This is a genomic window from Dactylosporangium maewongense (assembly GCF_039531485.1).
Lineage (GTDB): Bacteria > Actinomycetota > Actinomycetes > Mycobacteriales > Micromonosporaceae > Dactylosporangium > Dactylosporangium maewongense.
Window position 1 is genome coordinate 1,370,503 of the sequence record NZ_BAAAQD010000001.1, and the last position, 24,154, is coordinate 1,394,656.

Sequence of the window (24,154 nt, forward strand, 5' to 3'; positions counted from 1 at the left end):
ACATGACCGCACAGAGCACGCCCCGGCCGGGCGTCGCGCTCGTCGGGGCCCGCGACGGAAGCCTCTGGACCTACCTGCTGTTCCACAACCTGCGCACCTTCGGCGACGCCGAGATCTGGCCGGTGAGCCGCACCCGACCCGAGGTGCGTGGCGTGCCGACCGTCGCCGACCTCGGCCTCGTGCCGCGGACCCCCGACGTCGCCGTGCTCATCGTCAACTCCGCCGCCGCGAACTCGGTCGTGGCCAAGGCGGTCGAGATGAAGGTCCCGCACATCGTGCTCATCTCCGACGGGTACGCCGAGCGCGGCACCGAGGAGGGCATCCGGCTGCAGCGGGAGCTGGTCGGCATCGTCGAGGGCACCGGCAGCCGGCTCTACGGGCCCAACGGCGTCGGGTTCGCCGACTTCCGCGCCGGCATCGCCCCGCTCGGCGCGCCCATCCCGCCGGACCTGCGGGTCGGCGGCGTGTCCGTGGTGTCCCAGAGCGGCTCGCTGACCACCACCATCATGGGCGGCCTGGCCGAGGACGGCGCCGGCGTCGACCTGTGCGTGTCGATCGGCAACGGCGCCGCGTTCGACCCCATCGACGCGATGGAGACGATGCTCGACCGGCCGACCACCACCGTCATCGCCGCCTACCTCGAGTCGTTCGGCGGCAACCGGGCCCGCCTGGAGCGGACCCTGACCCGCGCCCGCGAGCAGGGCGTCACGATCGTGCTGGCGAAGTCCGGCGGGTCGGAGATCGGCGCGGCCATCGCCCGATCGCACACCGCCGCCCTGGCCGGCCCCGACCGGCTCGTCGACGAGGTGCTCACCGCGCACGGCGTGATCCGGGTGCGCAGCATGGAGCAGCTGACCCGGGCCGCCGCGATCGCCGAATACCTCAGCCGGCACGGCGCCAGTGGCGTCGGTGGCGTCGGTGGCGGCGTCGCGGTCATCGAGACGTCCGGCGGCGCCGCCGCCCTCACCGCCGACCTGCTCACCCACGAGGGCGTCGGGCTGGCCACGTTCGGCGACGCGGCCACCTCGGCGCTGCGGGCGGTCGCGCCCGACGGGGCGTACGTGAGCAACCCGATCGACCTGACCGCCTCGCCGAAACCGTACGAGGAGGTGACCGCCGCGTTCCACGCCGTCTACACCGACCCGGCCGTGCGTGCCGTCGTCATCCCGTACGCGCTGACCTTCCCGGACGCCGACGACGAGCGCGACGTGCACCGCCGCTCGCTCGACCGCTACGCCGACCTGGGTGCCGCCACCGGCTGCCCCACCATCGTGTCGACGCTCAGCGACTTCGCGTGGACCGACTGGGCCGTCGCGTTCCGGGAGCGGCACCCGGAGACGCTGCTGGTGCGGGGGATCGCCACCACCGCCCGGATGCTGGCGCGGCTCTACCCGCGCACCCAGCCGGAGGCACCGCGGGCGACGGGGCTCGCAGACGTGATCGGCGACGCGCCCGACGGCCGCACCGCCCGGGACCTGCTCGACGCGCTCGACGTGCCGATGCCGAAGGCGGTCTTCGTGGCGGCCGAGGACGTCGACGGCGTCGCCGGGGCCGTGGCCGGCCTCGCGCACCCGCACGTCGTGAAGATCGTCGCCGACGGGCTGCTGCACAAGGTGAAGGTCGGCGGCGTCGTGCTCGGCTGCGCCACGGCGGAGCAGACCGGGGCGGCCGCCCGGCGGGTCCTCGCCTCCGCCGCCGCGGCCGGGCTGCCCGGCGTGCGCGGCGTGCTCGTCGAGGAGACCGGCACCGGCGTCGAGCTGTTCGTGTCGCTCAACCGCGACCCGTGGTACGGGCCGTACCTCATCGTCGGATCCGGCGGCGGCGACGTCGAGGCCAAGACCGACTCGTCGCTGATCGCGCTGCCCGCCACGGACGGTGCCGTCGAGCGGGCCCTGGACCGCCTGCCGGTGCCGGACGGGCAGCGCGCCGCCACCGCCGCGCTCATCGCCCGGCTCGCCACCGAGTTCGTCGGCGGCCGGCTCGCCAATTGGTCGATGCTGGAGCTGAACCCGGTCATGGTCGACGCCACAGCCGGCCCGCAGATCCTCGACATCGTGCTGCTGCCCAAGGGCGAGCCGGTATGACCGTGCGCGTCTCGATGGCGCTGGCCACCAGCCACCTCGGCCCGCTGCTGGACATCACCCGGGCCGCCGAGGAGGCCGGCCTCGACCGGGTGTGGACCACCGAGGGCTTCGGCGGCGACGGGATCGTCCGCGCCGGCCACCTGGTGGCGCACACCAGCCGCATCGGCATCGGCACCGGCATCGCCTACTCGTTCACCCGGGCACCCCTCGCGGTGGCGATGGCCGCCGCCGACCTCGCCGAGCTCAGCGGCGGCCGGTTCGCCCTCGGGCTGGGCGCCGGCACCCGCGGCGTGCGGACCAGACGCTTCGACGCGGCCGGCTACGACCACCCGGCGCCGCGCACCGCCGAATACGCCGAGCTGGTCCGCGCCGCGCTGCGGTCCGAGGGCGGGCTGCGCTTCGAGGGCCGGTTCTACCAGTGCGACTTCCCGCAGCTGGACATGCCGCAGGACGCCGCGCTGCGCGCCGGGGTGCCGCTGTACGCCGCCGCCCTCAACCCGGTGATGCTGCGCGCCGCCGCCCGCTCCTGCGACGGGATCGCCCTGCACAGCCTCGCCACCGCGCCGGCCTACCTGCGCGACGTCGTCGCCCCCGCCGTCGCCGGTCCGGACCGGCCGAAGCTCGCGGCGTGGAAGATCTGCGTCGTCGACGACGACCCGGCGGCCGCCGCCGACGCGGTACGCCGGCAGCTGGCGTTCTACTTCTCCACCCCCAGCTACCACCCGGTCCTGGCCGGCACGCCGTGGACCGAGGTGGCCCAGCGCATCCGCGACCTCGCCACCGAGCTGCGGTTCCGCGACTGGGGGCCGGTGGCGGCGCTCGTGCCCGACGACATGGTGGCGGCCTACTCCGTCGCCGGCGACCGGGACTCCTGCGCTGAGCAGATCGCCGCCACCGCCGGGCGGTTCGCCGCCGCCGGCGTCGACGAACTGGTCCTGCAGCTCACCTCCGGCGGCACACCCCAGCAGACCCGGGCCAACGGCCTCGCGCTCGTCGCCGCCGTCCAGCACGCCCGATCGGAAAGGACGGCCGATGCTCACCTGTGACAGCCAGATCCACCTCTTCCCCGAAGGCCACGAGGAGCGGGCCGCGAAGTTCGGGCAGCGGGTCATCGCCCTGGCCACGATCCTCGCCGACATGGACGCCGCCGGCATCGACCGGGCCGTGCTCGTCCCGCCGTTCCCGGCCGCGATGCAGATCAGCCTCGACGCGGTCGCGGCCCACCCCGACCGCTTCCGCACCACCGCCCACCTCGCCCTCGACAAGCCGGAGGCGCGCGAGCAGGTCAAGGCGTGGCCGGACGACGCGGTCGTGGCCGTGCGGGTCGGGTTCCCGCCGTGGCACAAGGTCTCCTGGCTCGACGACGGCACCGCCGACTGGTTCTGGCCGGTCGCCGCCGAGCAGGGCCTGCCCGTCATGGTGTGGGCGCCGGCGCAGCTGGCCAAGCTCGGCCCGGTCGCCGCCGCCCACCCCGGCCTGAACCTCATCGTCGACCACCTCGGGCTGTTCGTCGACGACAAGGACGACGCCCTCGACCCGATCCTCGACGAGCTCGTCGCGCTCGCCGCGCACGACAACGTGTCGGTGAAGGCGTCGGCGCTGCCGTGCGCCACCGACGAGCCCTACCCCTACCGCGGTCTCGCGCCCCGCATCGAGCGCGTCGTCGACGCCTTCGGTGCCGGGCGCGTGTTCTGGGGTACCGATGCGACCCGCCTGCCGTGCACCTACGCGCAGGCGGTCGCGATGTTCACCGAGGAGCTGCCGTTCCTCAAGGACGACGACCTCGACCTGGTCATGGGCGGCGCGCTGCTTCGCCGCCTGGGCTGGGACCGCTGAATCAGGAGGCTGCACGAGTGCCGGCAACATCATTCGCCGACCCCGCGGTGGACGAGTTCCGCCGCGAGGTGACGGCGTGGCTGACGACCGCGATCCCCGCCGAGTGGCGGGAGCGTCGCGACCACCTCACGATGGACGAGGAGATCGAGATCCGCCGGGCCTGGGACCGGCAGCTCTTCGACGCCGGCTACGCGGGCCTGTCGTGGCCCGAGCGCTTCGGCGGCCGCGGCCTCGGCGTCGTGGAGGACTTCACGTTCAACGACATCGCCGCCCGCATGGACGCCCCCGAGGGGCTCGGCCGGGTCGGGCGGCTGCTCGCCGGGCCGGCCATCATCCACCACGGCACGCCCGAGATGTGCGCCCGGTTCCTGCCGGCGATTCTCAAGGGCGAGGAGAACTGGTGCCAGGGCTTCTCCGAGCCCGGCGCCGGCTCCGACCTCGCCTCGCTGCACACCCGGGCGGTGCGTGACGGCGACGTGTACCGCATCCAGGGCCAGAAGGTGTGGACGACGTACGCACAGTTCTCCGACTGGTGCCTGCTGCTGGCCCGCACCGGCGCGGCCGGCTCCCGCAGCCGCGGGCTGTCACTGATGCTCGTGCCGATGCGCCAGCCCGGCGTCGAGGTCCGGCCGCTGATCAACATCACCGGCACCCACGAGTTCAACGAGGTGTTCTTCGACGGCGCCGAGACGAGCACCGACCTGCTCGTCGGCGCCGAGGACGAGGGCTGGCTGGTGTCGGGCACGATCCTGACCCACGAGCGCGGCGTCGGCTTCGGCGCGATCGCCCTCAACCAGCTGCACGGCTACCTGCGGCTGTTCACCGACCACTGCGCCGCGCACGCCCCCGCGATCGCGGCCCGGCTGCCCGAGTTCGTCACCCGGGTCGAGCTGCTGCGCTGGCAGATGATGCGTTCACTGGAGAAGATGGCCGGCGGCGACGCCTCGCCGCGCTCCAGCGCGGTGCTGAAGGTGACCTGGAGCGAGCTGGTGCAGGAGATCGTGCACCTGGCCGCGTTCGGTGGCTGCCCCGAGCACACCGACCTGTACCGCACCCGGCTGCTGTTCCACCGGGCCTCGACGATCGTGTCGGGCACGTCGGAGATCCAGCGCAACATCATCGGCGAGCGGGTCCTGGGCCTGCCCCGCGAAGGGAGCGCGAAGGCGTGAGCACGCGATACCTGCCCAGCCCGCTGGGCCTGGAGGTCACCGACGCGGTGCACCAGATGGCGGTCGAGGGCACGACCGGCGAGGACCGCTGGTCCCCGGCGAAGCTGTGGGGCGAGCTCGCCGCCGGCGGCTGGACCGAGCTCGCCGACGGCGACACCCCGGGCACCGACGCCGACGTGACGCTGCTGGACCTGTGCGTGATGGCCGAGGCGTGGGGCCGGGCCCTGGTCGGCCTGCCGCTGCTGAGCACCCTGGCCGCGCGCCGCTGGCTGGCCGAGCGGCCGCCCGCCGGCACGCCGATCACCCTCGTGGTGCCCGAGTGGAACCGGTTCCTGCTGCCGTACCCGATGCAGGCGGCGCTGGCGCTGTCCGCCGACGGCACCGCGCCCGTCACGGGGGAGTTCACCGTCGACGACCACGCTCCGTCGCTGCCGCTGGGCCGCGCGGACACCGCGCCAGGACCGCTCGCCCCGGCCGGTGCGCTGCGCGACTATGCGCTGCTGGCCACGGCGGAGGCCGTCGGGGCCACCGACCGGGCGCTGCAGGACACCGTGGAGTACGCCAAGACCCGGGTCCAGTTCGGCCGGCCGATCGGCTCGTTCCAGGCGGTCAAGCACACCCTCGCCGACATGCACCGCGACGTGGAGCTGGCCCGCAGCGGCGTCACCTGGTTCAGCAACGACCCAGCGGCGATGACAAGCGGCGCGCCGTACGTGCTGCAGCTGTGCGCCTCCGTCGTCGAGCGGGCGATCCAGGTGTACGGCGGGATCGGCTACACCTGGGAGTGCGACCTGCACTGGTCGCTGCGCCACGTCACCCAGGCGCACCGGCTCGTCGTGGCGGCGCTGACGGCGAGCGCGGCATGACCGAGTTGTTGGAGGTCTTCACGAAAGACCGGGTCGGGTATCTGCGGTTCAACCGGCCCGACAAGCTCAACGCGCTCGCCCCGGAGATGCTCGAAGGCTTCACCGCCGGGCTCACCGCGCACGAGGCCGACCCGGACGTGCGGGTCGTCGTGGTCTGCTCGACCGGCCGCGCGTTCAGCACCGGCGGCGACATGTCCGGCCCGGGCCGGGCCGCGTCGGCGGGGCACCGTTCCTCGTACACCGACTGGCAGCGGCAGCGCGCGAGCCTGGAGCGCTGGCTGCGGATCTGGGACTCGCCGAAGCCGGTCGTCGCCGCCGTGCAGGGCTACTGCCTCGGCACCGCGACGGTCATGGCGGTGATGTGCGACCTGACCGTCGTCGCCGACGACGCCGTCATCGGCTGGCCGCAGCTGCCGGTCGGCGGCGGGCTGCTGTCGCCGGTGGCGAGCTGGTTCGTCGGGCCGAAGAAGGCCCGCGAGCTGGCGTACATCGCCGGCAGCCGGTTCAGCGCCCAAGAGGCCGTCGAGCTCGGCTGGGCCAACCACGTGTACCCGGCCGGCGAGCTGCACGAGCGGGCGCACGAGCTGGCGACGCGGATCGCGAACACGCCCAGCGACGTGCTGGCGGTCAAGAAGTACGCCCTGAACCGCACCATGAACCTGCAGGGCTTCCGCGACGCCGTGCTGTCCGGTGCGGAGTTCTCCGCGGTGAGCCACCAGGCGCCGGGCGCGGAGTTCATCGCGGCCCGCCGCGCGGAGCTGGGCATGAAGGAGACGATCGCGGCGGTCCAGCAGGGCCTGCTCGCCGGCGACTACCCGCAGGCGGAATGAGCGGCGGCAGGAGCGGCCCGCGGTACCGCGGAGGAGCCGCTCACCGGAATGACAGGAGCTCAGCGGAGGAGTGGGTATGAGCCTGGTGGACAAGGTCGTCGCGATCACGGGTGCCGGGCACGGCATCGGCCGCCGCGAGGCCCTCGAGGTGGCGGCGCTCGGCGGCAGCGTGGTGGTCGCGGAGTTCGACGCCGACGCGGGCGCCGAGGCCGTGAAGGAGATCGAGGCCGGCGGCGGGCGGGCGGTGCTGGTCGCCGGTGACGTGGCGGACACCGCCGTCGCCGACGCGATCGTGGCCGCCGCCGTCGACACGTTCGGCCGGCTCGACGCGGTGGTGAACAACGCGGGGTTCCTGCGCGACCGCACGTTCGTGAAGATGACGGCGGACGAGTGGGACGACGTGATCCGGGTGCACCTGCGCGGGCACTACGCGGTCGCGCACGCCGCGTGCGTGCACTGGCGCGACGCCGGCACCGGCGGCCGGCTCGTCGGCACCTCGTCGACGGCCGGGCTGCTGGGCAACTTCGGCCAGGCCAACTACGGCGCGGCGAAGGCCGGCGTCGTGGCGATGTCGTCGATCATCGCGCAGGAGATGGCCCGCTACGGTGTGGTCAGCAACGTCGTGTGCCCGGCCGCGCGGACCCGGATGACGTCCGGCGCCTACGGCGAGATCGGCGGCGGCGAGGGCTGGGACTTCTGGTCGCCGGACAACGTGGCACCGATGGTGGCGTTCCTGTGCAGCGACGCGGCCGGGACGATCTCCGGCAAGGTGTTCGGGGTGCAGGGTGACGTCGTGGAGCTGTACGAGCCGTTCACCAGCGTCGCGTTCATCCGCAACGGTGAGCGCCGCTGGACCCAGGACGAGCTGGCCGCCGGGGTGCCGGGCCTGTTCGCGCAGGCCGGGCGGGACCCCGAAGTGGAGAACATGATGGCCCGGCTGCGGTTCTCGATGACCGACCGCAGCAAGCGGGCGGCCGGCCCCGTGGCGCAGGGCTGAGCCCCTACCGACCGTGGAAGACGGGCGGCCGCCTGGCGAGGAACGCCGCGGCCGCCTCCGCGGCGTCGGCGGAGCGGGCGGTGGCGACCTGGCGGCGGGCCTCGGCGGCGAGGTGCTCGCCGAGCGGCACGCCGGCGGCGCCGGCGAGGTTCTCCTTGATGGCCGCGACGGCGAGCGGCGCGCGGGCAGCGCACCGTTCGGCGAACGCGTCGGCGGTGCCGTTGAGCGCCGGGCCGGACACGACGCGGTGCAGCAGCCCGTACCGCAGCGCCGTCTGCGCGTCGAGCTTCTCCGACAGCAGCAGCAGCTCCCTCGCCCGCGCCTCGCCCAGCAGGGCCGGCAGCAGCCAGGTGATGCCGTAGTCGCCGCTGACCCCGGCGTCGAGGTAGGCGGTGCGCAGCACGGCGTGCTCTGCGGCGATCCGCAGGTCGCACGCGAGGGCCAGGGCGAGCCCGGCGCCGGCGCAGCCGCCGTTGACGGCGGCGATGGTGATCTGCGGCAGCGCGCGGATCGCCTCGGTGAGCCGCCCGCGCTCGATCTGCGCCCGCACGTCGTCGTCCACCGGCACGTCCTGGCGCGCGGCGGCGAACGCGTCACCGGCCAGGTCGCCGCCGACGCAGAACTGCCGGCCGGCGCCGGTGAGCACGACGACCCGCACGTCCCGGCGGGAGGCGACCTCGGCGACAACGTCGTGCAGCCGCGCGGCGAGGGCGTAGGTGACGCCGTTGCCGCGCTCGGGCCGGTTGAGCGTGATCCGGGCGACGCCGTCCTTGACGTCGAGCAGCACGTCGGACTGCGGCCCGTTCATGCGCCGACCCGCTCGAACAGTGCGGCCAGACCCTGCCCGCCGCCGATGCACATGGTCGCCAGGCCGTATCGGGCGTCGCGGCGGTGCAGCGCGTACGCCATGGTGGTGAGGATGCGGGCGCCGGTGGCGCCGACCGGGTGGCCGAGCGCGATGCCGGAGCCGTGCACGTTGAGCCGCGCGAAGTCGGCTGCGGTGAGGCCCCATTCCCGGGTCACGGCGAGGACCTGCGCGGCGAAGGCCTCGTTGAGCTCGATGAGGTCGATGTCGGCGAGCGTCAGGCCGGTGCGGGCCAGGAGGCGGCGGGTGGCGGGGACCGGCCCGAGGCCCATCACCTCGGGCGCGACGCCGGCGAGGGACCAGCCGGCGAGCCGCACCAGCGGGGTGAGGCCGAGCTCCGCGGCCCGCTGCGGGGTGGTGACGACGCAGATGGCGGCGCCGTCGTTCTGGCCGCTGGAGTTGCCGGCGGTGACGGTGGCGTCGGGGTCGTCGCGGCCGAGCACGGGACGCAGGCGGGCCAGCGCTTCGAGGGTGCTGTCGCGGCGCGGGTGCTCGTCGGTGTCGACCGTCTGCGGTCCCTTCTTCGACGGTACCGTCACCGGCACGATCTCCGCGGCGAAGACGCCGGCGTCCTGGGCGGCGACGGCCCGCCGGTGCGACTCCAGCGACAGCTCGTCCTGCTCGGCACGGGGGATGCCGTAGTGCCGCCGCAGGTTCTCGGCCGTCTCCACCATGCCGCCCGGCACGGGATGGTCGCGGCCGCCGGCGGTGGCGCGGGCCCGGGCCAGCCGGTCGACCAGCGCGACGTGCTCGCCGGCGCCCCAGCGCAGCCCGGTGGCGTAGTGCTCGACCTGGCTCATGCTCTCCGCGCCGCCGGCGAGGACGAGGTCGCTGGCGCCGGTCTGCACCTGCATCGCGGCGTTGAGGACCGCCTGCAGCCCGGAGCCGCAGCGGCGGTCGACCTGGGCGCCGCCGACGGTCTCGGGCAGCCCGGCGTCGAGGGCGGCGACCCGGCCGATGGCCGGTGCCTCGCCGCTGGGGCTGCACTGGCCGAGGATGACGTCGTCGACGGCGGCCGGGTCCAGGCCGGTGCGTTCCATCACGGCGCGGATGACGGCCGCGGCCAGTTCGGCGGCTGGGACGTCGCGCAGGACGCCGCCGAAGCGGCCGATGGGGGTGCGCAGCGGGGCGCAGATGACGGCGTCGGGCATCCGTCGACCTCCTTGTGGTGTGGCTGTGTCAGGCGACGGTGCCTGAGTCGATGAGCTGGTCGATGTCGGCGGGGGAGCGGCCGAGCTCGGCGAGCAGCTCGCGGGTGTAGTCGCCGAGCCCGGGCGCCGGGCGCGGGCCGCCGAGGGTGCGGCCGCCGCCGGTGATGGGGGATCCGGGGGCCAGGTGCGGCCCGACGCCAGGCTGGTCGAGCACGTCGAAGAGCGGCCCGGCCAGCAGTTCGTCGCGGCCGTCGGTGACGATCTCGCGGAACGTGCGGAACCGTGACCACAGCACGGACGTGGGGCGCAGCGCCGCCTCGGCCTCGGTGGTGCTCCGCGCGGCGAACCACGGCTGCAGCAGGGCGTCGAGGAGGCCCTGGTGGCGGAACCGCTCCTCCTCGCGGGTGAAGTCGGTGCCGAGCGCCACCTCGATCGCGTGAGCGGCGACGGTGAGGCCGGTCGCGGCGAGCAGGTCGTTCCAGTGCCGGGCGGTCAGCGCGACGATCATCATGTGGCCGTCGCGGGTGGCGAACGCGTGGCCGTACGTGCCGTAGACGGCGTTGCCGACGCGGGGGCGGCCGGCGCCGGTGAGCTCGGCCTCGGCGAGGTAGCCGAGGTTGCCGGCGGTGGCGAGGGCGACGTCGTCCAGGCCGATGACGAGGTGCGCGCCGCGGCCGGTCGCGGCGCGGTCGTGCTGGGCGGCGAGCAGCCCGACGGCGGCGTAGAGCCCGCAGGCGACGTCCCAGGCGGGCAGGACGTGCCCGGTCGGCTCGGACGTCTCGGGTGTGCCGGTGGCGAGCGGGAAGCCGGCCGCGGCGTCGGCGGTGTAGTCGACGGAGCCGCGGCCGCGCGCGCCGGCGACCTCGATGTAGATGAGGTCGTCGCGGGTCGCGCGCAGGTCCTCGTAGCGTTGCCCGGGGCGGTTGCCGGCGTTGGTGAGCACGGCGTCGGCGCCGGCGACGAGTTCGGCGAGCAGCCGCCGGCCCTGCTCGGCGCGCAGGTCGAGGGCGATGGAGCGTTTGCCGCGGTTGAGGCCGGTCCAGTACAGGCTGGCGCCGCTCGGGGCGAGGGGCCATCGGTGCCGGTCGGGGGTGCCGCCGAGCGGGTCGACGCGCAGCACGTCGGCGCCGAGCTGGGCCAGGGTGAGGCCGCAGAGCGGTGCGGCGATGTAGCTCGCCAGCTCGATCACGCGCAGGCCGCGCAGTGGCCCGTCGCCGGTGTGGTTCATCGGTTCCTCGCTCGCCACCGGAAATGAAAGGTCTTGGTTATTGTACCTAGGTAAGCTAGTCTTATACCAGACCTAGAATACGGGAGTCGCTGTGACGATGACACCGGCCGGCTTGACGCCGGACAGTTTCAAGGAAGCGATGTGCCGTTACGCGTCGGGGGTCACCCTCATCACGGTCCACGACGCCGACGGTGCGCCGGTCGGTATGACGGCCACCGCCTTCAGCTCGGTGTCCAGCGAGCCGCCCCTGGTGCTCATCTGCGTGCACGGCGCCACCCGGACCTACGAGCGGGTGCTGCGCTCGGGCTACTTCGGGGTCAACCTGCTCGGCGTCGGCGCCGAGCCGATCGCGGAGCACTGCTCGCGCCCTGGGGGGTCAAAGGTGCTCCCGTCGGAGTGGCTCATCGACGCTCCACAGTGGACGGCGCCGGCGGTGGCCGGCTCGCTCGCCTTCGTGGACTGCGAAACCTACCGGCACTTCCCGGCCGGCACCCACCACGTCATCGTGGGACGGGTGCGCGGCATCGGGCTGGGCCCGGCTCCCGATCCCGGCCCGCTGGTGCACTACCAGCGCGGATACCAGGCACTGCACCCGCTACAGGAGACGACGCGCATGCCATTCACCGCACCGCTCACCAGCAACGGGAGCGTCCGATGACCCGTAGCGGCGACCAGTACCTCGAGGGGCTGCGCGACGGCCGCCAGGTCTTCATCGACGGCGAGCTCGTCGGTGACATCACCCGGCACCCGGCGTTCAAGGGCGCCGTGCGCTCCGTCGCCGCGCTCTACGACACCGTCGACGACAAGGCCAACCGTGATCAGCTCACGTTCGCCTCGCCGGCCACCGGCGAGCCGGTCAGCCTCGCCCACCTCATCCCGCGCTCGCCGGCGGACCTGACCCGCCGCCGGATCGCGCTCAAGGTGATGGCGGAGCAGACCTTCGGGCTGATGGGCCGCGGCCCGGAGCACGTGGCCGGGTTCCTGGCGGGGTTCGCCGGTCACTCGCACGTCTTCGCCGCCGGCGGCGAGCACTTCGCCCGCAACGTCGAGGCGTTCCACGCCAAGGCTCGCGACGAGGACCTGTACATGACGTACACCATCCTCCCGCCGCAGATCGACCGCTCGAAGCCCGCGCACCAGCAGGCCGACCCGCACCTCTACGCGGGCGTGGTGGCCGAGCGCGACGGCGGCATCGTGGTGCGCGGCGCGCAGATGCTCGGCACCGGCACCGCCATCTCCGACTACGTCTACCTGAGCAACATCGCGCCGCTGCAGCCCGGCGACGAGGCGTACGCGCTCGCCGCGATGGTCCCGGTCGGCGCGCCCGGCGTGAAGATCTACGCCCGCCGTTCCTACGCCGCGGCCTCCTCCAGCCTGTTCGACTACCCGGTCAGCGCCCGCTTCGACGAGACCGACTCGCTGCTCGTCTACGACGACGTGTTCGTGCCGTGGGAACATGTGTTCGCCTACCGCAACCTCGACGTCGTCAAGCGCCAGTGGTTCGCCACCGCCGGGCACCTGCTGGGCAACAACCAGGCCCAGATCCGGTTCTGGACCAAGCTGGAGTTCCTGATCGGTCTCGCCCACCGGGTCGCGGAGATGAACGGCTCGGTCAACCTGCCGCCGGTCAAGGGTGCGCTGGGTGAGATGGCCGCGCAGGTCGCCACCGTCACCGGGCTGGTCCTCGCCCAGGAGCAGCACGCGACCGTCGACGAGCACGGCGTGGCCTGGCCCGGCCGCGCCGAGTGCTTCGCCAACATGGCACTGCAGCCCGACCTGTACGCCAAGCTGCTGGTGATGATCCGCGACCTGTGCGGCGGCGGGCTGATCCAGCTGCCGTCCTCGGCCAACGACTTCGCCAACCCGGCGATCGCCGCCGACGTGAACCGGTTCGTGCAATCCCCGGGATATCCCGCCACGGAGCGCGTCAAACTGCTCAAGCTGGTGTGGGACATGGTCGGCTCGGAGTTCGCCAGCCGCCACCACCAGTACGAGATGTTCTACGCGGGAGCTCCGTTCGTGGTGAAGATGCGCATGTACGACGCCTACGACTTCGGCGCGGGCCGCCGGCTCGTCGACACGATGCTGGACAGCTACGACCTGAGCGGGCTGCGCGACACGGCGCTCCCGCCGGCCGGCGACGCGCTCGACCCGGTGCGGGGGTGACCTTGGGGCAGGACCTGCGGGGTGCGTTCGAGACGCTGCGGCGGCACGGCAAGGCCGTCGTCGTCGCCGAGCCGGTCGGCTGGGAGTACGAGGCCGCGGCCGTGCTGTGGGAGCTGGCGCACGGCCCGGCGGTCCGCTTCGACGACGTGCCCGGCTACCGGGTCCCGCTGGTCGGCAACCTGCTCAACACCCGCGACAAGCTCGCCTGCGTGCTCGGCGTGGACGACGAGCGGCTCGGCGAGGTGCTCGCCGCCGCCCTCGACTCGCCGGTCCCGCCGGCGGTCGTCGACGATGCGCCCTGCCAGGAGGTCGTCGTCACCGACGGCATCGACCTGACCGGGCTGCTGCCGATCCCGGCGATCAGCGAGCGCGACGGCGGCCGGTACCTCTCCGCCGGCGTGCTGCTGTGCGCCCCGCCCGGCGGCGGCCGGCAGAACCTCGCCATCGCCCGGCTCCAGGTGCAGGGCCCGGACCGGCTCGGCGTCAACTTCGCCCCCACCCACTCGTGGCAGTTCCTGCAGGAGTGGTGGGCGCGCGGCGAGCCGATGCCGGTGGCGGTCGCGCTCGGCTGCCACCCGGCCGTCGTCGCCGCCTCGCAGCTGCTGGTGCCGTTCGACGAGGCGCACGCCGCCGGGGCGCTGTTCGGCGAGCCGCTGCGGATGGTCCGCGGCTGCACGGTCGACGTCCTCGTCCCGGCCGAGGCCGAGATCGTGATCGAGGCGCTGCTGCACCCGGGCGACCGCGCCCCGGAAGGCCCGTTCGGCGAGTTCCCCGGCCTGTACGCGCCGATGCGCGACAACCCGGTGCTGCGGGTCACCGCGGTCACCCACCGGCGTGACCCGTGGCTGACGATGATCGTCGGCGGCAACCACCCCGAGCACCTCGTCACCGGCGCCGTCGCGCGGGAGGCGACGCTGCTGCGGGCGGTCCGCGCGGTCGTGCCGAGCACCCGCCGCGTGGTGCTCACCGAGGCCGGCAGCTGCCGCTTCCATGCGGTCATCGCGATCGAGCAGCGCAACCCGGGTGAGGCCCGCCTGGCGATGCTGGCCGCGTTCAGTACCCAGGACCTCATCAAGCACGTCACCGTCGTCGACGACGACATCGACCCGGCCGACCCCCGGCAGGTCGAGTGGGCGGTCGCCACCCGCATGCGCGCCCACGAGGACCTGCTGGTGGTGCCCGGCATGAAGTCCAACCCGGTCGACCCGATGTCCGTCGGCCGGACCATCTCCAAGCTCGGCATCGATGCGACCCGCCCGCTGGGCGCCGACCCGGAGCGCTCGGTCCTCGTCGACGTGCCGGCCGGCGTCCGCGACCAGGTCCGCGCCCGCTGGTCCGAGCTGTTCCCCGATGCAGGTGCCTCATGATCGATCCGCAGGACGTCCGGGACCGGATCGCCCCGCGCATCCTGGTCGCCGGCGAGCCGGTCGCCGGCCTGCGCCACGTGCCGACGGTCGACCCGTCGACCGGTGCGCCGCTGGCCGACGTGCCGGTCGCCGACGCGGCCACCGTCGACCGCGCCGTGCGGGCCGCCGCGGCCGCCCAGCCCGCCTGGCGCGACCTCGGCGTGCCGGGCCGCCGCCGGCTGCTGGAGGCGCTCGGCGCCGCCGTCCGCGAGCACCGGCACGAGCTGGCGATGCTCGACGCGCTGGACGGCGGCAACCCGTTCCCGGCGATGCTGTCCGACGTCGAGCGCTGCCTGCACCAGTTCGTCACCTGGCCCGCCGTGGCCGGGATGACCGGCGGCGCCACGATCCCGATCGACCCGCGGGACCTGCACTTCACCGAATACGAGCCGTTCGGCGTGGTGGCCCGCATCGTCGCCTACAACCACCCGGCGTACTTCGCGATCAAGGCGATGCTGCCGCCGCTGGTGATGGGCAACTCCGTGGTGCTCAAGCCGGCCGAGCAGACCCCGCTGTCGGCGTTGCGGCTGGCCGAGATCGCCCAGGAGGTGCTGCCGCCGGGCGTGTTCACCGTCGTCACCGGCGGTGCCGAGGCCGGAGCCGCGCTGGTCGGCCACCCGTTGATCCGGCGGATCGGCTTCACCGGCAGCGTCGCCACGGGGCTGGCGATCCAGCGGGCCGCGGCGGCGAGCGCGGTCAAGCACGTGTCGCTGGAGCTCGGCGGCAAGAACGCGATGATCGTGTTCCCGGACGCGCCGGTGGAGGCCGTCGCCGACGCGGTCGTGGCCGGCATGAACCTCGACAGCTGCGCCGGGCAGTCGTGCGGCTCCACGTCGCGGGTCTTCGTCCATGAGGACGTCCACGACGCCGTGGTCGCCGCCGTGGAGCAGCGCATCGCCCGGTTCGTGCCGGGTGTGGCCTATGTCGACGGTACCGCCATGGGGCCGCTCGTCTCCGCCGCCCACCGCGACCGGGTGGCCGGTTACGTCGCTGCCGGTCGCGGTGAGGGCGCCCGGATCGTCGCCACGGGTGCGGATCCCGGCCTGTCCGGCGGGTTCTTCCAGCCGCCGGTGCTGTTCGACCGGGTCGAGCCGCACATGCGCATCGCCCGTGAGGAGATCTTCGGCCCGGTCGTCTCCGTCCTGCGCTGGTCCTCGGTGGACACCGTGCTGGCCCAGGCCAACGCGGTCGACTACGGGCTCACCGGCGCGGTGTGGACCAACGACCTGCGGCAGGCGATGCGGGTGGTCCGCGGCCTGCACACCGGCTACGTCTGGGTCAACGACGTGAGCCGGCACTACTGGGGGCAGCCGTTCGGCGGTGTCAAGGACAGCGGCCTGGGCCGCGAGGAGACCCTGGACGAGCTGCGCACGTACGCCGAGGTGAAGGCGGTCAACATGAGGACACGCTGGTGATCACACTGCTGCGCGGCCCGGTCGGGACGCTGCCACTGGTCGAACGCTGGATCTCCGTCGACGACCCGGCCGACGGCCTGGCCCTGGTCCCGCACGACCCCGTCGACGGCGGCCCGCTGTGCGAGGTGCGCGCCGACTCCGGTCCGGCGTCCGCCCCCGGTGCCTTCCTGTTGATGGTGAGTTTCGCGGTACCGCCGTCGGGGCTGGCCCAGTTCGACGACTGGTACGACACGGAGCACACCCCGCTGCTGCTGGCCGCCCCGTCGTGGCTGCGCGTCCGCCGCCTGCTCGCGCCGGACGTCCCGGCGGGGGAGCGCAACTGTTTCGTGCTGCACGAGCTGGCCGACCTGCAGGTGCTCGACGGTCCCGAGCGTGCCGCCGCCGGCCGCGCCCCCAAGCGGGCGGAGGTGGCGGCGCTGCCCTGGTACGCCAGCTCCCGCCGCTGGACGTTCACCGCGCTGCGCTAACCAGACGCCAGAGAGCAGCGGCGGCACCGGGTGCGTCCCAGTGCCGCCGCCGCCGTTCGGGGTAGCCGGCGTTTGGGTGGCCGTCAGAAGTCGCGGAGAAGGAAGCCGGCGTCGGCGCGGCGGTCGGTGATGCCCGACTCGCGCAGCGCGTGCCAGACCGTGGCGGCGTTCATGGCGACCGTGGGCAGGCCCAGCCAGTGCTCGGCCTCGGCGGCCAGCTTCACCGCGCTCAGGTTGGTGCCGACCACGACCAGCGCGTCGGGGCGGTGCGCCGCCAGGGCGCGCAGTCCGGCGATGACCTGACCGGGGGTGGTCTCGGCGATGTCGGTGGCGGAGGTGCGGCGCAGACCCTCGACGTGGACCACGTCGAAGCCGCATTCCCGCATGTACTGGCTGGTCAGCCGGTCCGACTCGGGCTGGTACGGGGTCAGCACGGCGATGCGGGTCGCGCCGATGCGCTGCAGCGCGGCGATGACCGCGGCCGGGCCGGTGGTGACGGGCAGGCCGGCCTTCTGGGCGACGGCGTCGACGAACTCGGCGCCGCCCCGCACGCCGCGCCGCATCACCTCGGCCGACATGGCGATGACGATGCGGTCGGGGGTCAGGGTCAGCACGTCGCGCAGGGCCACGTCGAACGACGCGTCCATCTGGTCGAGCAGGGCCTCGGCGTCGGCGTCGGAAGCCATCGACGGTTTACTGATGTATGCGCGCCCGGCGTGGAAGGTCACGCCGGACGGGCAGAGCATGGCAAGGTCATGCTCGACCATGATGTTCGTCGACGGAATGATGACGCCCCATTTATTGCGGATGGCTGCCGGAGGTACCATGGCCATCAGCATAATGATCCTGGGTACTTATTCCTAGTGTGATACTTGAGGCTCAACCGGGCACGGTGAAGGGGACGCACGTGAACGAGACCGAGATCGCGCTGGCTGCCTGGGTGCAGAACGGCCAGGACAAGGTCACCGATCAGAAGACGTACGTGCAGGCCGTCGCCACCGCCCGCTACGTGATCCGCAAGGTGATCCGCATCGTCGACGACGCCGCCCGCGACCACGGGTTCGACCCGCTGGCGCACCAGGCGCTGATCCAGATCTTCGGCGTGATGGACGAGCCGCTGACGGTCAGCCAGCTGGCGGAGCGCCTCGACGTGGTCCCGGCGTTCGCCTCGCGCCTGGTCCGCGACCTGGAGCGGCGCGGGCTGGTCGAGCGGCAGCGCACCGACCAGGACAAGCGGATGACCCGCGTGGTCGCCACCGCCGAGGTCGGCCCGGTGCTGGCCGAGATCAACGAGCAGGTCCAGGCGCACGCGGCGCTGTTCCACCGCCAGCTCACCGACGACCAGCGCCAGGCGGCACTGGTGGTGCTCGCGTTCTTCGTGGGGATCAAGGCCGGATCGCCGGTGGGGGAGAGCCTGCGGGCCAGCCTGCAGCTCGCGTCGGCCGACGAGGCCGCGGCGAAGCCCGGCCGCACCGCCAAGGCGGCGACGCCGGCCTGACGCGCCCGCCCGGGTGGCGCTGTGACCGACCCGTCCTGGACTTGCCGTCCCTAAGTAGTTAACCTCGCTTAAGCACTGTAGTTGAGTGTTAGGGGTGGGGCGTGCTCGCATCATCGTTCGCCGACCGCGTGTTGCGCACCTGCGCCGCGCCGGTCGACGCGTCCGCACTGGCCGCCGCGAAGGCGGCCCTCGCAGCGGCCGGCGCACCGCCCGCGCCGGCGCTGCACCGCATCGCCGCACAGACGCCGTACGGCCCGGACACCACCGACCCGCTCACCACCGCCCTCCTGGCCGGGGCCCTGCCCGAGCACCGGCACCGCCAGGACGGGCCCGCGGGGCCGGCATGGGCGTGGCGCGTGTGCGCGGCCGCGGCCACCGCCGTCCCCGAACCCGCCGCCGGCCGTGACCCCGCCGTGGCCGTGCTCATCGGCGCCGAACTGGCCGTGCGGCTCGCCACCGCGCTCGGCCCCCGTCACGCGGCCGTCTGGGACCCGGCGGGCAGCGTCGGTGTGCTCGGGGCGGCCGTGACCGCCTGCCTCGCCGGCGGCGCCACGCAGGACCGGCTGACCACGGCCCTGTGCATCGCGGCCAGCCTCACCGGCGGCCACCGGGTGCACGACGGGACGCCGCTGGGCGACCTGACGCCGGGGTTCGCCGCCGCCGCGGGCGTGCTCGCCGCCGCACTGGCCGGCCACGGCGTCACGGCGTCACCGACCGCCCTCGAAGGGCCGCGCGGTCTGCTGTTCGCCTACGGCGACCGCACCGCCGCGGCCACCCTCCTGGAGGGCTTCGGCACGGTCTGGACCGTCCTGGAACCCCAGGAGCAGGCGACGCCGGTGCCCGCCCGACCGGTGCCCGCCGGACCGGATCTCGCGGCGCGGCTGGCCGCCTTCTCCAGCGGTCTCGATCTCGACGCCGTGCCCGAGAGCGCCCGCCACGCCGGACGCCGGGCCCTGGCCAACGTCGTCGGCCTCGCCGTCGACGCCGCCGCCCACCCCGCCGTGCTGGGAGTCGCCGAGACCCTCCGCGACCTCGGGCTGCGCGGCGACGTTCCCGTAGCCGGGCGCGGCGGGACCGTGTCCGGATACGCGGCGGCGCTGCTCATGGGGTACGCCATGCACGTCGAGGACTTCGACGACACGCACCTGCGCACCGTGCTGCACCCCGGCGCCCCGGTCGTCGGCGCCGCCCTCGCCGCCGCGGCCCTCGTCGGCGCCGACGGCCGCGACGTGCTCGCCGGCGTGGTGGCCGGGATCGAGGTCGGCAGCCGGGTCGGCATCGCGCTCGGGCCCGGGCACTTCGACCGCGGCTGGCACGTGACCGGGACCGCCGGGCACGTCGGCGCTGCCGCTGCCGCCGCCCGGGTGCTGCGGCTGGACGCCGAGCAGACCCGGCACGCCCTGGCGATCGCCGGCTCGCTCGCCGCCGGCGTCACCGAGCAGCTCGGCTCGATGACGAAGGCGTTGCATGTCGGCCGGTCAGCCGCGGACGGGCTGCAGGCGGTGCTGCTGGCCGGCGCCGGGCTGACCGGCGCCGCCGACCCGTTCGGCGCGCCCACCGGTCTCGCCGCCGCGCTCGCACCCGCCTACGACCCGGACGCCGCGCTGGAGCGCCTCGGCGACGGCTGGGAGGTCGAGGAGAACGCCTTCAAGCCGTACAGCTGCGGCATCGTCTCCCATTCGGTGATCGACGCGGCGATCGCGGCGCGGGACGCCGGGCTGCCGGCCGCGGACATCGAACGGGTCGTGGCGACGGTCCGGCCGGTCGTGCTGGAGGTGATGGGCGTGCGCGAGCCCGTGGACGGGCTGCAGAGCAAGTTCTCGGTGTACCACTGCTTCGCCGTCGGGATGCTCGACGGTGGGGCCGGACCGGCGCAGTACACCGACGCGCGGGCGACGGACCCGCAGGTGGTCGGGCTGCGGCGCAAGGTCGAGGCGGTCACCGACCCGGCGATGCCGAAGGACGCGTGCCGGGTCCAGGTGTGGCTGCCGGGCGGCGTCACCCACACGTTCACCGTCCAGCACGCCACCGGCAGCGTCGCCGCACCGATGACCGACGCCCAGCTGGAGGCCAAGTTCCGGCTGCTGACGGTGCCGGTGCTCGGCGACGACGGCGCCGCGCGCCGCTGGCGGGCCGCGATGAACGTCGACGCCCCCGGCGGCGACCTGCGCGAGCTGGTCCGGGCATGACACCGCAGATCCTCGGCACCCTCGCGCAGAAAGTGCAGCCGGCGCACACCGCCCTCGTCCTCGTCGACATGTGCAACGACTTCCTCGACCCGCGCGGCAAGACCGCCACCCGCGGCGGCCGGTCCCTCGAGCACGGCCGGCGGGTGATCCCGGCGATGCGCCGGCTGCTGACCGCGGCGCGGGCGGCCGGGCTGCTCGTGGTGCACGCGCAGCACACCACGCTGCCCGAGCACGCCAGCGACTCCGGACCGTGGCTCGACGCGCGGTCCCGGGCCACGTTCTCCGTCACCGACCTGTGCGTGCAGGGCAGCTGGGGGCAGCGCATCATCGACGAGCTCACCCCCGAGGGCGACGACGTGGTCGTGCAGAAGTACCGCTACAGCGCCTTCGCCGGCACGAACCTGGACCTGCTGCTGCGCTCCGCCGGGACGCGCACCGTGATCTGCGCCGGCGTCTCCACCAACGTGTGCGTCGAGGCGACCGCCCGCGAGGCGTTCAGCGCCGACTACTACGTCGTGCTGCCCGAGGACGCCTGCGGCTCCTGGTCGGTGCCGCTGCACGAGGCCACGCTGGAAACGGCCCGGCACCGCTACGCCACCGTCTGCACCACCGATGACCTCACCGCGCTCTGGAGGGACGCCTGATGGACCTGCAGCTCGCCGGCCGGCTCGTCGCCGTCACCGGCGCGGGGGCCGGCATCGGCCGGGCCGCCGCCCTGCAACTGGCCGCCGAGGGTGCCCGGCTCCTCCTGGCCTCCCGCGACCCCGGCCGCCTCGAGGCGCTGGCCGCGCAGGCCCGCGAGGCCGGCGCGCCCGAGGTCACCGTCGTCGCCGCCGACCTGACCACGACCGACGGCGTGGCCGCGCTGTCGGCCGCCGCGGCCCGGCACGCGCCGCTGTGGGGGCTGCTCGCCTGCGTCGGATCGACCCCGATCGGCACGTTCGACGAGATCGACGACACCGCCTGGCAGGCGGCGTTCACCACCAAGTTCCTGGGGTCGGTCCGGGTGATGCGTGCGGCGGCGGCACTGATGCGCGGCGGCGACGGCGGGCGCATCGTGCTCGTCGCCGGCAACGCGGCCCGCGACGCGCCGCCCGGCATGGTCACCTCGACCGCCATCAACGCCGCCCTCGACGGCCTCGTCGCCAGCGCCGGCCGCTTCTTCGCGCCGCACGGCATCGGCGTCGCCGGGCTGCACCCCGGCCCGACCCGCACCGGCCGGTACACGGCGCTGCTGGCCCACCGCGCGGCGACCGCCGGCGTCGACGAGGCCACCGCGGCGGCGACCCTCGACGCGCAGATCCCCGCCGGCCACCCGGCCGAGCCCGCCGACGTCGCCGCGGCCGCCGCCTACCTGCTGTCGCCGCGGGCGGCGCACCTCGTGGCCACCAGCATCACCGTCGACGGCGGCCAGACCCGATAGGAGCACAGTCGCGATGACGTGGATACCGCACCAGCTGCCGGCCCAGCTGCCCCGGCTCACCGGCCCGGACAGCGCCGACCTGGTGCTCATGCCGATCCTCAACGTGGAGTCGTGGCCCTTCGACCGGCCGATGCCACGCAAGCTGCTCACCGCCCCGCACGGCCGCGACAACGTGCCCGACGTGCCGAACTACAGCTGGGTGGACTACGGCCTGCGCGCCGGCATCGAGCGGCTCGTGGACGGCTTCGCCGGCCGCGGCCTGCCGGTCGGGCTGAGCGTCAACGCGGCCATCCACACCGACTACCCGGCCGTGTTCGAGCTGCTGCTGGACACCGGCTGGGAGTTCGTCGCCCACGGCGTGCGCCAGGAGGCGGTGACCGGCGCCCCCGACGAACGCGCAGCGATCCGGGAGTCGCTGGAGCTGCTCACCGCGAGCACCGGCCGGCGCCCGCGCGGCTGGATGGGCCCCGGCCTGGCCGAGACCGTCCACACCCCGCAGGTGCTGGCCGAGCTCGGCGTGGACTACGTGCTCGACTGGGCGGTCGCGGACCATCCACTGTGGATGAGCACCACGCCGCCGCTGCTGGCCCTGCCGTACAACCTGGAGCTCAACGACAGCGTGGTCGTCGCGGTCGAGCACCAGCCGATGCCGGAGTACGTGCGACGGGTCCGGGCCACCGTCGCGGTCCTCAAGGCCGAGGCCCGGGCCGAGGGCGGCGCCCGGGTCCTGGCGCTGCCGATGCACCCGCACCTGCTGGGCGTGCCGCACCGCGTCGGCGGGTTCTTCGAGGTCGTCCAGGAGCTCGCCGCCGACCCGGCGGTGACCTTCGCCGACCCGGGCACCGTGGCCGACTGGTTCACCGCCCAGGTGCCGGCGGCGTCGCCGTCGCAGCCCGGGCGCCGGCCGGTGACCGCATGACCGGTGCCGCCATCGCCGACCGGATCGCCCGAGCCACAGGCGTGCTGTTCGTGCCCGGCGGCCGCCCTGAGCGCTTCGACCGCGCGGCCGGCACCGGCGCTCCCGTCGTCATCGACCTCGAGGACGCGGTCGCACCCCAGGACAAGGCCACGGCCCGGTCGGCGGCGCTCGCCTGGCTGGCCGCCGGCAACCCGGCCGCGGTGCGGATCAATGCCATCGGCACCGAGTGGCACGCGGACGACGTCGCCGCACTGTCCACCGTGGACGCCGCCGTCATGCTGCCGAAGGCCGAGGACCCGTCGGCGATCGAGGATCTCACCGGCCGGCTGGGCAGTACACCCGCCGTGATCGCGCTCGTGGAGACGGCGGCCGGGGTGCTCGACGCGGCCCGCATCGCCCGTGTCCCCGGCGTCGCCCGGCTGGCGTTCGGCCACCTCGACCTCGCCGCCCAGCTCGGCGTCGATCCCGCCGACCGGTCGGCGCTGGCCACCTGCCGGCACACGCTGGTCCTGGCGAGCGCGGCGGCGGGCCTGCCGGGCCCGATCGACGGCGTCACCACCGACCTGTCCGACGACGCGCTGCTCGCCGACGACGTCACCTACGCCCGCGGCCTCGGCTTCACCGGCAAACTGTGCATCCACCCGCGGCAGGTCCCCCTCGTCCGTGCCGCGTTCCGCCCGTCGGCGGACGAGACGGCCTGGGCGACCCGGATCGTCGCCGCGGCGGCCGCCGGAGGGGCGGTCGTGACCGTCGACGGCCGCATGGTCGACCGCCCGGTCGTGGAACGGGCCCGCCGCGTGCTGGAGCGAGGAGAAGCCGGTGACTGAGGTACTGCTGCAGGCCGGCCCGGTGCAGGCGCTGGCCGCGCTGTTCGACACCGGGCTGCCCGCGCCCGGCCTCGGCGACCCGCTGCCGCCGCTGTGGCACTGGGCCGCGCTGCCGACGTGGCCGCCGGCCGGGGAGACCGGACCCGACGGCCACCCGCGCCACGTGACGCCGCCGCACCCGCCCGGGTTCCCGCGCCGCATGTTCGCCGGCGGCACCGTGCGCCTGCTCGCCGACCTCACCGTCGGCTCGACGGTCGACCGCACCGTCGAGGTCCTCTCCACCACCCCGAAGTCCGGCCGGCAGGGCGACTTCGTCCTGTCCACGGTGCAGATCCGCCTCACCCGTGCGGACGGGGTGCTGGCCGTGGTCGAGACCCAGGACATCGTGTACCGCCCGGCCTCACCCCCGGCCTCAGCGGCACCCGTACTGCCGGAGGCGTCCTCGGTCGACGCGCTGCTGTCACCGGCCGACCGACCGGGGGAGTGGGTGCTGCGCACGGACCCGGTCCGGCTCATGCGGTTCAGCGCCGCGACCGCCAACGGCCACCGCATCCACTACGACCTGGCCTACGCCATGGGTGTGGAAGGCTACCCGGGCCTCGTCGTGCACGGACCGCTGATGACCCTGGCCCTGCTGGAAACCGTCCGCCTGCGCGACGCCGCCCCGGTGACCGAGGTGACCCACCGCAACATGCGGCCCCTGTTCTGCGGCCAGGAGGCCCGCATCACCGGCACCGACGAACTGTCACTGTCCACGGTGGACGGCGTCCACGTGACCGCCCACGTCGCCGGCGGATCCCCGGGCGTCAGCGCGTAAG

23 protein-coding genes are annotated in these 24,154 nt (G+C 74.3%); 19 read left to right on the plus strand and 4 right to left on the minus strand.

Translation table 11 applies throughout. The annotated features are described in order from the left end of the window. Window positions 1-2: 2 nt before the first annotated feature. From ABD332_RS06150 to ABD332_RS06180, 7 genes are all read left to right on the plus strand, one after another. Complete coding sequence (locus ABD332_RS06150; protein ID WP_344500384.1) at window positions 3-2,084, plus strand: acetate--CoA ligase family protein; 2,082 nt, start codon at window positions 3-5, stop codon at window positions 2,082-2,084. Next, window positions 2,081-3,130, plus strand: a complete 1,050-nt coding sequence (locus ABD332_RS06155) for an LLM class flavin-dependent oxidoreductase (RefSeq protein ID WP_344500386.1) — start codon at window positions 2,081-2,083, stop codon at window positions 3,128-3,130. The genes ABD332_RS06150 and ABD332_RS06155 overlap by 4 nt, the downstream gene beginning before the upstream one ends. After that, entirely contained in the window at window positions 3,117-3,920 is an 804-nt protein-coding gene (locus tag ABD332_RS06160; RefSeq protein WP_344500388.1) for an amidohydrolase family protein, read from the plus strand. The genes ABD332_RS06155 and ABD332_RS06160 overlap by 14 nt, the downstream gene beginning before the upstream one ends. 17 nt (window positions 3,921-3,937) lie before the next feature. Beyond that, window positions 3,938-5,089 carry an acyl-CoA dehydrogenase family protein gene (locus tag ABD332_RS06165; protein ID WP_344500390.1) on the plus strand — a complete coding sequence of 384 codons (1,152 nt, stop codon included), beginning with the start codon at window positions 3,938-3,940 and terminating at the stop codon, window positions 5,087-5,089. Beyond that, window positions 5,086-5,955, plus strand: coding sequence for an acyl-CoA dehydrogenase family protein (locus ABD332_RS06170; protein WP_344500393.1), 870 nt, complete (start codon window positions 5,086-5,088; stop codon window positions 5,953-5,955). Before ABD332_RS06165 ends, ABD332_RS06170 begins: the two co-directional genes overlap by 4 nt. Continuing rightward, window positions 5,952-6,785: an enoyl-CoA hydratase/isomerase family protein gene (locus ABD332_RS06175; protein ID WP_344500395.1), complete on the plus strand. Its 834-nt coding sequence runs from the start codon at window positions 5,952-5,954 to the stop codon at window positions 6,783-6,785. Before ABD332_RS06170 ends, ABD332_RS06175 begins: the two co-directional genes overlap by 4 nt. Window positions 6,786-6,861: 76 nt before the next feature. Next, entirely contained in the window at window positions 6,862-7,782 is a 921-nt protein-coding gene (locus tag ABD332_RS06180) for an SDR family NAD(P)-dependent oxidoreductase (protein ID WP_344500397.1), read from the plus strand. A gap of 4 nt (window positions 7,783-7,786) precedes the next feature. Here ABD332_RS06180 and ABD332_RS06185 read toward each other — a convergent pair whose 3' ends face one another. The 3 genes from ABD332_RS06185 to ABD332_RS06195 are packed head-to-tail and all read right to left on the minus strand — an operon-like array spanning window position 7,787 to window position 11,026. After that, a complete protein-coding gene (locus tag ABD332_RS06185; protein WP_344500399.1) occupies window positions 7,787-8,590 on the minus strand; it encodes an enoyl-CoA hydratase/isomerase family protein in 804 nt (267 codons plus the stop codon). After that, entirely contained in the window at window positions 8,587-9,798 is a 1,212-nt protein-coding gene (locus tag ABD332_RS06190; protein ID WP_344500401.1) for an acetyl-CoA C-acetyltransferase, read from the minus strand. The genes ABD332_RS06185 and ABD332_RS06190 overlap by 4 nt, the downstream gene beginning before the upstream one ends. Window positions 9,799-9,826: 28 nt before the next feature. Continuing rightward, window positions 9,827-11,026: a CoA transferase gene (locus ABD332_RS06195; RefSeq protein ID WP_344500403.1), complete on the minus strand. Its 1,200-nt coding sequence runs from the start codon at window positions 11,024-11,026 to the stop codon at window positions 9,827-9,829. Between the two features lie 97 nt (window positions 11,027-11,123). Here ABD332_RS06195 and ABD332_RS06200 point away from each other — a divergent pair, with 97 nt between their 5' ends. Genes ABD332_RS06200 through ABD332_RS06220 form a run of 5 tightly spaced genes read left to right on the plus strand, consistent with a single transcriptional unit; the run spans window position 11,124 to window position 16,480 of the window. Next, window positions 11,124-11,684, plus strand: a complete 561-nt coding sequence (locus ABD332_RS06200; protein WP_344500748.1) for a flavin reductase family protein — start codon at window positions 11,124-11,126, stop codon at window positions 11,682-11,684. After that, window positions 11,681-13,192: a 4-hydroxyphenylacetate 3-hydroxylase family protein gene (locus ABD332_RS06205; protein WP_344500405.1), complete on the plus strand. Its 1,512-nt coding sequence runs from the start codon at window positions 11,681-11,683 to the stop codon at window positions 13,190-13,192. The genes ABD332_RS06200 and ABD332_RS06205 overlap by 4 nt, the downstream gene beginning before the upstream one ends. Continuing rightward, on the plus strand, window positions 13,189-14,559 hold the full coding sequence (locus tag ABD332_RS06210) for a UbiD family decarboxylase (protein ID WP_344500407.1): 1,371 nt from the start codon (window positions 13,189-13,191) through the stop codon (window positions 14,557-14,559). Before ABD332_RS06205 ends, ABD332_RS06210 begins: the two co-directional genes overlap by 4 nt. Continuing rightward, complete coding sequence (locus ABD332_RS06215; RefSeq protein WP_344500409.1) at window positions 14,556-16,013, plus strand: aldehyde dehydrogenase family protein; 1,458 nt, start codon at window positions 14,556-14,558, stop codon at window positions 16,011-16,013. Before ABD332_RS06210 ends, ABD332_RS06215 begins: the two co-directional genes overlap by 4 nt. Beyond that, entirely contained in the window at window positions 16,010-16,480 is a 471-nt protein-coding gene (locus ABD332_RS06220; protein ID WP_344500411.1) for a hypothetical protein, read from the plus strand. The genes ABD332_RS06215 and ABD332_RS06220 overlap by 4 nt, the downstream gene beginning before the upstream one ends. An 83-nt stretch (window positions 16,481-16,563) precedes the next feature. On the opposite strand, the gene ABD332_RS06225 is transcribed toward ABD332_RS06220, so the two are convergent. Continuing rightward, complete coding sequence (locus ABD332_RS06225) at window positions 16,564-17,307, minus strand: maleate cis-trans isomerase family protein (RefSeq protein ID WP_344500413.1); 744 nt, start codon at window positions 17,305-17,307, stop codon at window positions 16,564-16,566. 80 nt (window positions 17,308-17,387) lie between these two features. Here ABD332_RS06225 and ABD332_RS06230 point away from each other — a divergent pair, with 80 nt between their 5' ends. From ABD332_RS06230 to ABD332_RS06260, 7 genes are all read left to right on the plus strand, one after another. Continuing rightward, window positions 17,388-17,978 carry a MarR family winged helix-turn-helix transcriptional regulator gene (locus ABD332_RS06230; protein WP_344500415.1) on the plus strand — a complete coding sequence of 197 codons (591 nt, stop codon included), beginning with the start codon at window positions 17,388-17,390 and terminating at the stop codon, window positions 17,976-17,978. A gap of 101 nt (window positions 17,979-18,079) precedes the next feature. Beyond that, window positions 18,080-20,167 (plus strand): MmgE/PrpD family protein, encoded by a 2,088-nt coding sequence (locus ABD332_RS06235; protein ID WP_344500417.1) that lies wholly within the window; start codon window positions 18,080-18,082, stop codon window positions 20,165-20,167. After that, window positions 20,164-20,811: a cysteine hydrolase family protein gene (locus ABD332_RS06240; RefSeq protein WP_344500419.1), complete on the plus strand. Its 648-nt coding sequence runs from the start codon at window positions 20,164-20,166 to the stop codon at window positions 20,809-20,811. The genes ABD332_RS06235 and ABD332_RS06240 overlap by 4 nt, the downstream gene beginning before the upstream one ends. Beyond that, window positions 20,811-21,590 carry an SDR family NAD(P)-dependent oxidoreductase gene (locus ABD332_RS06245; protein WP_344500421.1) on the plus strand — a complete coding sequence of 260 codons (780 nt, stop codon included), beginning with the start codon at window positions 20,811-20,813 and terminating at the stop codon, window positions 21,588-21,590. Before ABD332_RS06240 ends, ABD332_RS06245 begins: the two co-directional genes overlap by 1 nt. A gap of 13 nt (window positions 21,591-21,603) precedes the next feature. Then, window positions 21,604-22,509 carry a polysaccharide deacetylase family protein gene (locus tag ABD332_RS06250; RefSeq protein ID WP_344500423.1) on the plus strand — a complete coding sequence of 302 codons (906 nt, stop codon included), beginning with the start codon at window positions 21,604-21,606 and terminating at the stop codon, window positions 22,507-22,509. Then, on the plus strand, window positions 22,506-23,336 hold the full coding sequence (locus ABD332_RS06255; protein WP_344500425.1) for an HpcH/HpaI aldolase/citrate lyase family protein: 831 nt from the start codon (window positions 22,506-22,508) through the stop codon (window positions 23,334-23,336). Before ABD332_RS06250 ends, ABD332_RS06255 begins: the two co-directional genes overlap by 4 nt. Continuing rightward, window positions 23,329-24,153 (plus strand): HTD2 family dehydratase, encoded by an 825-nt coding sequence (locus ABD332_RS06260; RefSeq protein ID WP_344500427.1) that lies wholly within the window; start codon window positions 23,329-23,331, stop codon window positions 24,151-24,153. Before ABD332_RS06255 ends, ABD332_RS06260 begins: the two co-directional genes overlap by 8 nt. Window position 24,154 lies beyond the last annotated feature (1 nt).